Origin of the sequence: Photobacterium kasasachensis, from assembly GCF_050336885.1 — a bacterium.
Classification (GTDB): Bacteria; Pseudomonadota; Gammaproteobacteria; order Enterobacterales; family Vibrionaceae; genus Photobacterium; species Photobacterium kasasachensis.
Window position 1 is genome coordinate 65,267 of record NZ_JAKJSH010000015.1, and the last position, 11,313, is coordinate 76,579.

Sequence of the window (11,313 nt, forward strand, 5' to 3'; positions counted from 1 at the left end):
TCCTTTTGTATTTTATTCGTCCCTGTTATTCCTCTATAGCGGTGGGAACCAAGAGTCGCTGAGCTAAGAGCCCCTGGTTTCTCCTTTATCGTTTCCTTTCCCTTCAGATGAATCTTCTCATTGTTGCATTATATTCAGCCCATGATCTCTATTGCATAGCTCTCCGGCCGAAGGAAGCTGACGTATTTCACTATGTTGCAGAGGAATAGTGTGAACTGCTTTTAGCCAATAGACTTGATTGATAAAAAAGCGTTACAGTTGTTGCGGGTTACCGTTGTTTGTTATGGCAGGCGGCGGCTCACATAGCATGAAGAAGTAAACATGATTTCAATTTAGGCTAAAAATAAGCCCTAACTATGTTATATCAGCCCGTATAGCTAATTGACGTGGTGTAAACACCTCAAAGTCCGGCCACGATAAGGCGATTGTGCTACCCATACTGTTTCTTTCTGTAAACGCGTCACTGACTCCTGCGGTTTATGGCATTGAACAGGTTACAGTCGCTTGGTTGGGTCCGGAGAATTAGCTATATGGGATGATATACGCGACCTGGAGGCAAGAAATATGGAAATGTTGTCCGGCGCTGACATGATCGTTCGATCGATGATCGATCAAGGCGTAAAACATATCTTCGGATACCCTGGCGGCTCGGTGCTTGATATCTACGATGCCCTGCACGAGAAAAGCGATATTGAACACGTTCTCGTCCGTCACGAACAGGCTGCAGTACACATGGCCGATGGTTATGCCCGTGCAACGGGTGAAGTCGGGGTGGTGCTGGTTACATCCGGTCCCGGCGCAACCAATGCGGTTACCGGTATTGCGACAGCCTACATGGACTCAATTCCAATGGTGGTTTTTTCCGGCCAGGTAATGAGTAACCTGATCGGCAATGATGCCTTCCAAGAGTGTGACATGGTGGGGATCTCCCGCCCGGTCGTCAAGCACAGCTTCCTCGTTAAAAATCCTGAAGATATCCCGGATATCGTCAAAAAAGCATTTTACATCGCATCCAGCGGCCGACCGGGCCCTGTTGTCATCGATATCCCTAAAGATATGCTGAACCCGGCTGAAACGTATCCCTATAAGTATCCGGAGTCGATTGCGATGCGCTCGTATAATCCGACGACTCAGGGTCACAAGGGACAGATCAAGCGCGGTGTCAAAGCCTTGCTGGCAGCCAAGAAACCGGTATTGTACGTCGGTGGCGGGGCCATTATGTCCGACTGCGGCGAGCAGATCCTGAAGCTGGCCGAATCGCTGAACATTCCCGTTGTTAATACCCTAATGGGGCTGGGCGCCTTCCCGGGCTCGCACAAGAACTGCCTGGGTATGCTGGGGATGCACGGCACCTATGAAGCTAATATGGCGATGCACAATTCGGATCTGATCTTCGGCATCGGGGTACGTTTTGATGACCGGACAACCAACAACGTCGAGAAGTACTGCCCTGACGCCACTATCATGCATATTGATATTGATCCGTCTTCAATTTCCAAAACCATTGCGGTGGATATCCCGATTGTCGGCTCGGCCGATACGGTACTCAATAGTATGCTTAAGCTGCTTGATGACCAGAGTGGTACCAGCGACGAGCAGGCGATTGATAGCTGGTGGAGCGAAATTGAGTCCTGGCGTACTCGCAAGTGTCTGAGCTATAACAAGAACAGTGAGCGGATCAAGCCGCAGGAAGTAATTGAAGTTCTGTATAAGCTGACTGATGGTGATGCCTACGTGGCATCTGATGTTGGCCAGCATCAGATGTTTGCCGCGCTGTACTACCCGTTTGACAAGCCACGTCGCTGGATTAACTCCGGTGGTCTGGGCACCATGGGCTTTGGCCTGCCTGCTGCTATGGGCGTGAAGTTTGCGTTGCCGGATGCCGAAGTGGTCTGTGTAACCGGTGACGGCAGTATCCAGATGAACATCCAGGAGCTGTCCACGGCGCTGCAGTATGATATCCCGGTTAAGATCATCAACCTCAACAACCGCTTCCTGGGCATGGTGAAGCAGTGGCAGGATATGATTTACCAAGGACGCCACTCCCATTCCTATATGGACTCCGTACCGGACTTTGCCGCTATCGCCGAGGCCTACGGCCACGTCGGCGTCCGGATTTCCGATCCTAACCAACTGGAAAGCGAGCTGGAAAAAGCGCTGGCGATGAAAGACAAGCTGGTCTTTATCGATATCAGTGTGGACGAGACCGAACACGTGTACCCGATGCTGATTCGTGGGGGTTCAATGAGTGAAATGTGGCTAAGCAAAACGGAGAGAACATAATGCGCAGGATTGTATCAGTACTACTTGAAAATGAATCGGGCGCATTATCACGGGTTGTCGGCCTGTTTTCCCAGCGAGGCTACAACATTGAATCGCTGACGGTAGCGCCGACCGATGATCCGACCTTATCCAGGCTGAATATCACCACCAATGTGGAAGATGATGCTGCGCTAGAGCAAATCGAAAAGCAGCTGCACAAACTGATTGATATTCTCAAAGTCAGCAATGTGACCGAAACGGACCATGTCGAGCGTGAGCTGATGCTGGTCAAGGTGAAAGCAAGCGGCTTTGCCCGCGCGGAGGTCAAGCGGACTGCCGATATATTCCGGGGACAGATTGTTGATGTGACGACCCAGATCTACACCATTCAGCTGGCCGGAACCAGCGACAAGCTGGATGCGTTTATTTCAGCCGTCGCCGAAGCCACTGAAATTGTTGAAGTGGCACGAAGCGGTGTGGTCGGTATTGCTCGCGGAGAGCGGGCACTAAAAGCCTAACGTTCTGAACGACAGTTAGTTGTTTTGTATCAAGCCCGGCTCGGGAATCCTGAGCCGGGCTTGTGCTATTTGGGGCCGATAAAAACCTGGTTGTCGCTCAGCATCTGTCTGTGGCAACTTGCCCGGAAAGGCTCTGCGTCTTAGACTAAAGTCTAATAGGTGGTAGCATGAAATATTGGGTGTCAAGGGCCTATCTTGCTGATAGTTACCGCCTGATAGCTATCGCATAACTGTCATATCAGCTGTCGCCTTCGACTTAAGTCGCAGTAGTGATAGCGGACAGTTTGGCGAGAAACATGCGTGGCAGAGGAGTTGGGGCGATGGTGAATAAATTTTTGGTTAGGCTAACCACTCTTGGATTATTCTTGCTGGGATTTAATGTCAGTGCGCTGTACTTCTTGTTGGCAGTGCTGTTGCTAAACACTCACCATAAAGAGATCTTCTGGTGATCTGATGTCATGATGGAGTGTTAGCAAGCAAGAATAAGTACGAAGAGTAAGTACTTACAGATAGGTTTTGATCATATCAATGGCACGTTGTGAGTGAGTACTTAGAAGCGCCTGCGCTTCATGGTGATTGCGGCTGAGTACAGCCTTCATCATCGCTTCATGTTCGCCGTTGTCATGGTAACGCTCCTCATAATGACGTGTCTGGCTAACCCAGATATGCCGATAGCGTTCTATTTGCTCGTAGACATCACGATAAAGCCCAAGCATGACGGTTGACTGACTTCCCTCCAGCAGGGCAAGATGGAAATCGCTATGGCGCTTTTCCCATTCGTTGAAATCGACATCTGCGTCTGCAGGGTTGATTCGACTGAGTTTGTGATAGCTGGTCAGGATATTGAGCTCCCAAGCTTCATCGCCGTTTTTCATCGCTCGCTCAAGTAGGGCTTGAGACAGAAGCTGACTGGTTTCAAATAGCTCTTCAAGCTCGGCAATGGAGACGGGTGCGACCCAACAGCCCTTCTGAGGGGCAAAAATAACATATTTCTTCCACGACAGTTGTACCAGTGCTTCCCGGATAGGGGAGGCACCGACGTCATAACGGGCTTTTAAGTCAGCAACAACAAGCTTTTGTCCCGGAGCCAGTTCACCGAGCAAGATATCTTGTCGGATCATTTCCATGACTTTGTTGGTCAAAGTAGGACTAGACACTGCGTTCCTCATTTTTTTATTGTTTTTTATACTAGGCATTACCGCCTAGGGGGTATTAGTAGTAGCTGATTGAATTTAATTGGTAAAAAAGCATCAGCCAATCCAATCGTAGCCAGAATAGAGTTTGGTCGTTCGGAATTATACCTTGCGGGAATCTGCTACAAAGTGAGTATACGACGGAAAAACCAGTGGGGCGACAGCGAACCCTTGGTTCTGTGAGTCGTTTCAGCTTATCACTACAGATTTATACTATGGAGGTAAGTTATTGATCATTATTGACAGCTAAAAGCATCGATAAGTGAATCAAAGTGCAGGTCTTGGGTGGTAATACCTTCCTTCGGTTCGGGCTGGCGGTATGAGAAAGAGAGAGGAAGCTGGCTGGATGGGATAAAAAAAGGGAGCCACAGGGGCTCCCTTTTTTGATTCAGTCTTCGTCTTATAGTACGTGTACTGAAGCTGTGTTCGTTGTACCAGAAGGTACTAGCGCGCCAGATACCATTACTACGATATCGCCTTTAGCGCCCAGGCCTGTTTCCAGAGCTAGATCTTTACCGCGACCGTAGAAAGCATCAGTGTTGTCGATTGATTCAACAACAACAGGTGTAACACCTTTAGTCAGTGCTAGCTGAGCCGCTGTTTTAGTGTTAGTTGTAATCGCAAGGATGTTTGCCGTTGGGAAGTACTTACGTACAGAACGTGCAGACTTACCAGCTTCGGTAGCAACAACGATTAGCGGTGCGTTTAGCTTCTCAGATGTGTCTACAGCGCCTTTACATACAGCTTCTGTGATGCGTAGACGAGAGCTGTCCAGGCGAGAGCCTAGCTCGGCTTTAAGAGCTGCATCAGTACGCTCACAGATCTGAGCCATGATAGTAACAGCTTCGATTGGGTATTTACCCTTAGCAGATTCACCAGAAAGCATTACTGCATCAGTGCCGTCCATGATTGCGTTTGCAACGTCACCCGCTTCTGCGCGAGTTGGACGTGGGTTCTTGATCATAGAGTCAAGCATCTGAGTTGCAGTGATAACCACTTTACGTGCACGGTTACACTTCTCGATCATCATCTTCTGCGCGAAGATAACTTCTTCAACAGGGATCTCAACACCTAGGTCACCACGAGCAACCATGATACCGTCAGAAGCTTCTAGGATAGCGTCGAAGTTATCAACACCTTCCTGGTTCTCGATCTTAGAGATGATCTGGATCTTCTCGCCGCCGTTTGCATTCAGCAGTTCGCGGATTTCTTTTACGTCTTCTGCTTTACGGATGAAAGAAGCAGCAACGAAGTCAACGCCTTGCTCACAGCCGAACTTAAGGTCAGCTTTGTCTTTTTCAGCAAGAGCAGGAAGTTTTACAGAAACGCCTGGTAGGTTAACACCTTTGTTTTCACCCAGGTCACCGTTGTTAAGTACTTTACACTTAACTTCAGTTTCAGTTGTTTCTAGTACTTCCATCTCGATCAGACCGTCGTCAACCAGGATAGTGTTGCCTTTAGTCAGGTCTTTAGCGAAACCAGGGTAAGTTACCGCCACGCGGTCTTGGTTACCGATAACAGAAGTGTCTGTAGTGAAAGTGAACTCCTGGCCTGCAACCAGAGAAAAGTCTTGACCGTTTTCTAGCTTGATTGTACGGATCTCAGGACCTTTTGTGTCAAGCAGAACAGCAAGTTGCTTGCCAGTCGCTGCCATTACTTCACGCAGGTTGTTGATACGCTGACCGTGCTCTGCGAAGTCACCGTGCGAGAAGTTAAGACGCATAACGTTCATGCCAGCGTTAGCCAGCTTAGTTAGCATCTCTACTGATTCAGTTTTAGGTCCAATCGTACATACGATCTTAGTCTTTTTCATTGAGGATTGTCTCCGGACGAACTTTTACCCAAGGGAAATTTGAATCACAGAGTTATACCTGAAAACGGACGTGCATTTATGTTGAAATACGCCTACAAACTGCGGGCTAGATCAAAAAAACGCAACTTCTCATGTTCAGTTCTAAGTGATAATACAAATTTTTTACAAAAATATTGCCTTATGAAAGCATCGGGTTGCTTTCATAAGGCAGCTCTTGTGTCCATGTTTTGCTTATGTCGTCCGTCCTTGAAAGATGTTCTCACGCCAGCATGACGAAAGTGTGTCGAGCAGCCATAAAATTGGCTAACAAACAAGCTCAGTATTATAGCACAGCTCGATTCTTTTATCACCTTGTGATGATGCGCAAACTTTTCATCAATGATTTTATTGAGGGTGAGATTATCTACTTATTTCACAGATTTTTTTTGTTGTGTATCAATAGTTGATTTATTTCTAAGCGTGAAATAAATTACAGGCTCTTGATTGTCTTTTTATGTAAACATTATGTTTCCGAGTGAGCTGGTGCCAAAAGGTATTGGTAATTCTTTCGGGGTATGTTCTGCTTGCCTGAGATGCCTATTCTTACAACTAAGCAGCTGTATTGTAGTTAATGTCCTGACTCACAACCTTTATTCTCTCACCAATAGTTTCTTTTCCCCCTTTCTTCTTGGCTACTTTGATAATGAGTTTGCGGTTGCCTGTCCATGCGTTGATTGAAGGAAGATTGGCGGCGTTGTTGGTGCGGCTAAATGCAAGCTGAGCGATAAACAACGAGGAGATAATTATAATGAAGTCAGATTTTATCCGTAGGGGGATAAGACAAACGCTAGGTGGAACATTGCTGTACTGCATGGCAATAGGCACGTCACTAGCTGCTTTTACCCCTCCGCCAAATACAGTGCAGTTCACGTTAGAGGGCTGTCGTAATGATGGCAATCCGACGCTGATTGCCGGTAGTAATACCTTGCCGAATGTACCAGATGGTAATTTTACCTGTCAGGACCCGGGGTCTCTGGGAGGCAATGATACTCCCTATACAACCGGTAACCTGGGTAAAGGTTGGCATGAGCTTGATCTGGTACCGCACCGACTGACTACGAAAAATGGTAACAGTACTGGTTCTGTTACATACGATGTGCTCATTGCTGCTGATAATGCACTGGCTAGCGGCATTGAAGGCTATGATCAAATTTTTGATGTTCAGGTTATCAAGAGCCCCGACACCTTGAATCTTTTTTCGCACTCGAGCTGTAGTGTGGTGGTGGGGGCTCAGGCTATTGATACATCGGGAACGATCACCGGTGGGATCCAGGATGTTATCTACCGTCAGCTGACCATTACCCAAGATCCCGATACGACCTGTGTGATTGACTGGGCTAACCGCCTCGCGATTGGGGCAAGCCAGTTCAGCGGCTCGTCACTTCAGGCCTATATGTTTGAATCTGAGAACTTCCAAGTTGGCAAGCGGACCGTGCCAATCCCGGTCAAAGACATTGAAGCTGCCGGGGTGCGTAAGGATATGACCGCCACTCAGGGAGGTGGTGTGGTCTGGAATGTTACCAAGCAGGCGCTGCCTGCGACAGTTGACTTGGGTAATACCTGTGATGAGACTGTGGCCAATACCGGAGATGTTAAAATTCGGGTCGAGTGGAAAGTGATCCCGAGTGAGGCCGGTACAGTTTTGGTGGTGACCAATATTTTTGCCTCGAATCCGGCGTCACGAGATATGACGGTGGATGTCACGGATACTATTTTTGGCGATCCTGACGGCAGTGGTGGCGGAGATCCTATCGGACCGCTTCATGTCGACTCGGTAACAAACATCAGCGTACCGGCCGGCACCGAGGTGTTGGTGCAGACGCATAGCTTTAACGCCCCGGCAGATGTCAGTGACTTAAGCGATACCGCGGTGGCAACCTTCAAAGATGCAGCGACCGGGATTGCTTTTTCGCAAAAGCCGGAAGTGACCTTTGTACTCGACAGTGGCATACAACCGGGCTCGACGGAGAACACGACGGCAGTCGTTACAGATACAGAAACTATTGTGGGCAACGGTCTGAGTTATGCCGTTACCAGTACATCGGCAGGCAGTGCTACGGGAACATTCAGCGGTAGCTATAGCCTGGGAGATCCCTTGACACCGGCTGATTCTAACTTGGTATGGACTTCTGATGAGCAGTCGTTTACAGAGTGTACCGAGCAGTCAGGCTGTGATGTCGGCTTTGTCGAGTTCAATAAAACCATCTCGGCGGCCGTGGCGACAGCGACAACCGGGGCTTTATCAGATTGGGCGCTGCTTACCGCATCCGATGACTCGACATCTTCTAGCGGAACTTCGGCCGTGCCGGTGTCCATAGCGGTGACCAGCTCTGCGTTGGTTGATTTGAGCGTTAAGCTGACAGTACCAACTCTGGTCAACCCCGATACTGTAGACTGTAGTGTTGAAGTTAAAAACAGTAGCAACGTGGTAGTGGGTACCCTGAACTACGCCTTTAGCAGTGCCTCCAATCCTATAACCGAAATAGCTGAGGATCTCGTACCGGATAATTATACGGTGACAGTCACCAGTTGTGGAAATCTGGTGGGTGACACCATCAAGAACATTGATCTGACCCTGCCTGCCGAGCCTGTCATTGCCGACTGCTCCGACTCGTTGGAGTTTGTTTTTGTTGACCCGGATCCGGAAGGCCCAGTACTTGCAGCCGTAAACAAGGTGACTTTGCCTGCTGGTGAAGAGGACGACTGGGTTATGACTTTGGTTGGTCCGAATACCGGTGAAAATGGTATCGTGCTGACTACCAGTGATTCGGATCCGAATACATTCGAAATCTTCCAAAATGAATCCTCCGATTTTGAGCTGGAAGAAGGTGAGTATACCGTTACCGAAACTCAGCAAGAGGGCTGGATGCAAACCGCAAGCAGTGGCTGCACATTTACCGTGACTCTGCCTGGTGATGCCGGGACGGTTAAGCAATGTTCATTTACCAACCAGAAGCTTGGCACCATCATTATCAAGAAGCTGACGGAGCCTAAGTACGGGGAGGGCTTTGGCTTTACTCATAATATTGGTTCGAACGGCACTTCCTTTACATTGGATCACGGTCAGAGCCAGGTATTTGAAGATGTTGTTCCCGGTAGCTATACCGTCACGGAGGATAATCCGGCACCTGAGTTTGCATTAACGGATTTGACCTGTACTGAGTCAGTCAATAATTCAACGGCTAATAGCAATACCCGAAAAGCCACTATTGTGCTGGATCCTGGTGAAACCGTCGAGTGTACCTATACCAATCGCCAAAACGGCATGGTCGAGATATATAAGCTGACCAACGGTTATGTAACTGATGATGTCTGGCGCTTCTTGCTGACCGGTCCCGGGGTGAATGTTGCTGATGAAACTCCACCGGCCCTGCTTGATTTTGACGGTGTCAAGCTGACTCCCGGCGAAGAGTATACGCTTTGTGAAGTTGATATTCCCTACGGTTGGCAGCCGTTCTGGATGATTGATAGTAATGGTGACGGTTATAAAGATAAGACGCTAAAACAGGAAGAGAAGGCGACAAACTCACCGGTCAATGACAAAACTGGAGTCAGCAAGGTATTCAGCCCGAATGGAATCGAGCAGGAAAAAGGCTACTTTGACTCGAAAATCTATTGTGTCAATTTCGTGGTGAAACCGGGCGAGACACTTTCGTTCAAGGTAGATAACTTACAATATGATGAGAAACCGGAGCCAAAACCTCATGATCCCAAGCCTGAACCCAAGGTCTGCTATGACAAGCCAATTAATGGCAAGTATGTGACTCATGAGATGATGGAGTACTCAAGCTATACGATTGGGCATTACCAGGTTGACAGTTGTGACAAGCTCTCGCGTCTCTTGGAACACTACTCGACGAAGGGAAGCGCGGATCATCTGGCAGCTCAGCTTCTGTATGCCAAGCTGAACCATGAACTGGGCTATAAGCTTTGTGAGAGTGCAAAAAAAGCAATGAAACGTGCTCAATCGATGCTGAAAAAAGGTGGATATTCTGATGTTGGTACACATCCTGAGAGCTGGAATTCGACAAAAGCCGGTAAATGGGCGAAAAAACTGGAGCGCTATCACCAGCATAAATTATGTCGATAGTAATCCTTGAAGTTAATATCTAGCTAAAGGGCTCAGCTGTCGCTGGGCCTTTTTTATCCCCCGGTATAATGCAGTACTACTTTGGTATTAAAGGAATTTGTTGGTTTATCGTTTGCGTGTGATTTAATGGAAATTCATCGTGGTATGTTGCGTTAGCTTCTTATTTGAATGTGATCTGTCTCTGTTTTATTTCTCTTTGTATCAGAAATACTTACCGCTCGCTTAAATGTTATAACATAACAGTTTCTCTGTTATGTCAGCTGTATTCTGATCATTAACCCATTTATTCATATGGATTGAAGTTAAGGGAATTCCATGAAAATAAGAACAATAGCATCTCTGTGTACTCTTCTTTTTGCTGCCAACACCTTTGCTGACGTTGTTGTAAAAGAGACAGATAAGTTTCAAGACGTTGCGGACAAAGTGAGTGCGTTGACTGCCAAGGCCGAAAATCCTTTGGTGGTGATTGATATCGATAATACCCTGCTGACAACGACCTCTGATCTTGGCGGTGACATTTGGTACCAGTGGCAGCGTGGAAAGTTGGATGTGAAACCGGCAGATGGCGCTAAGGTTGATTGCTTATTTCAGGACTCTATCGGCCTGCTGTATGAGTTGGTTCCGATGAAAATGATTGAAGATAATGTTCCGGCAACAGTTCGAGGCTGGCAGGACAGCGGGGTAACGGTAATGGCACTGACGTCGCGTTCGCCGAACTATCGCTATGCAACTGAGCGAGAGATGTATCGAAATCAGTTTGACATGACAATATCTCCGCTCAAAGAAAAGGGCTCTGATGATATCCCGGTGTATATCGATAACCCTAAGCGAGCGTTAAGCTACATTAACGGTATCATGATGACGACCGGTATGAACAAGGGCACCATGCTGAAGTATGTGCTTGATAAGACCGACCAGAAATTCAGTCAGGTCGTATTTGTCGACGATAGCAAGAAGAATGTAGTGAATATGGAAAAAGCCTACAAGGATGATGCATCCGTTGATATGACTATTTTCCACTACACTAAGGTCGAAGATGATCGCGTGGAGAAATACGGCTCGGTGCTCACTCAGGCTCAGGCGAGCAAAATGGCTAGCGACTGGAAAGAGCTGAATCAGATTCTGGATAAGGTTGCACCAGCACGTATCGGAGATACGTGTCTAGGACGTTAATGACGGGACGAATAACGCAATAGAATGCCCAGAAACAGAAAAGGCTGATAGGTTTCCCTATCAGCCTTTCTTCAATTTGGTGGCCCCTCGCAGACTTGAACTGCGGACCAAGCGATTATGAGTCGCCTGCTCTAACCACTGAGCTAAGGGGCCAGTGTGCGGGAAATTATATGGGATGGTCTGTCGCTTGTCTAGCGAATAAATAGGGTGTTTTGTTTGCTTTTT

General features: G+C 47.8%; 7 protein-coding genes and 1 tRNA gene. 5 read left to right on the top strand and 3 right to left on the bottom strand.

The features are described 5' to 3' along the window. Window positions 1–564: 564 nt before the first annotated feature. From L4D19_RS20325 to L4D19_RS20335, 3 genes are all read left to right on the top strand, one after another. The gene (locus tag L4D19_RS20325; protein WP_428454019.1) at window positions 565–2,283 is read left to right on the top strand and encodes an acetolactate synthase 3 large subunit; all 1,719 of its coding nucleotides are present in this window, start codon (window positions 565–567) and stop codon (window positions 2,281–2,283) included. Next, window positions 2,283–2,780 (top strand): acetolactate synthase small subunit, encoded by a 498-nt coding sequence (gene ilvN, locus L4D19_RS20330; RefSeq protein ID WP_075763546.1) that lies wholly within the window; start codon window positions 2,283–2,285, stop codon window positions 2,778–2,780. Before L4D19_RS20325 ends, ilvN begins: the two co-directional genes overlap by 1 nt. A gap of 320 nt (window positions 2,781–3,100) precedes the next feature. After that, window positions 3,101–3,229, top strand: coding sequence for a hypothetical protein (locus L4D19_RS20335; RefSeq protein ID WP_255724956.1), 129 nt, complete (start codon window positions 3,101–3,103; stop codon window positions 3,227–3,229). Between the two features lie 54 nt (window positions 3,230–3,283). On the opposite strand, the gene L4D19_RS20340 is transcribed toward L4D19_RS20335, so the two are convergent. Both L4D19_RS20340 and pykF read right to left on the bottom strand, forming a co-directional pair. Further along, entirely contained in the window at window positions 3,284–3,949 is a 666-nt protein-coding gene (locus L4D19_RS20340; protein ID WP_192928564.1) for a GntR family transcriptional regulator, read from the bottom strand. Between the two features lie 424 nt (window positions 3,950–4,373). Further along, window positions 4,374–5,786: a pyruvate kinase PykF gene (gene pykF / locus L4D19_RS20345; RefSeq protein ID WP_428454020.1), complete on the bottom strand. Its 1,413-nt coding sequence runs from the start codon at window positions 5,784–5,786 to the stop codon at window positions 4,374–4,376. A 787-nt stretch (window positions 5,787–6,573) separates the two neighbouring features. Here pykF and L4D19_RS20350 point away from each other — a divergent pair. Together L4D19_RS20350 and L4D19_RS20355 are read left to right on the top strand one after the other, a co-directional pair. Next, on the top strand, window positions 6,574–9,915 hold the full coding sequence (locus L4D19_RS20350; protein ID WP_428454021.1) for a prealbumin-like fold domain-containing protein: 3,342 nt from the start codon (window positions 6,574–6,576) through the stop codon (window positions 9,913–9,915). A 315-nt stretch (window positions 9,916–10,230) separates the two neighbouring features. Continuing rightward, window positions 10,231–11,088 carry a DUF2608 domain-containing protein gene (locus tag L4D19_RS20355; RefSeq protein WP_428454022.1) on the top strand — a complete coding sequence of 286 codons (858 nt, stop codon included), beginning with the start codon at window positions 10,231–10,233 and terminating at the stop codon, window positions 11,086–11,088. Between the two features lie 77 nt (window positions 11,089–11,165). Here the strand turns inward: L4D19_RS20355 and L4D19_RS20360 are convergent. After that, window positions 11,166–11,241: transfer RNA gene (locus L4D19_RS20360), tRNA-Ile, on the bottom strand. Between the last annotated feature and the right edge of the window lie 72 nt (window positions 11,242–11,313).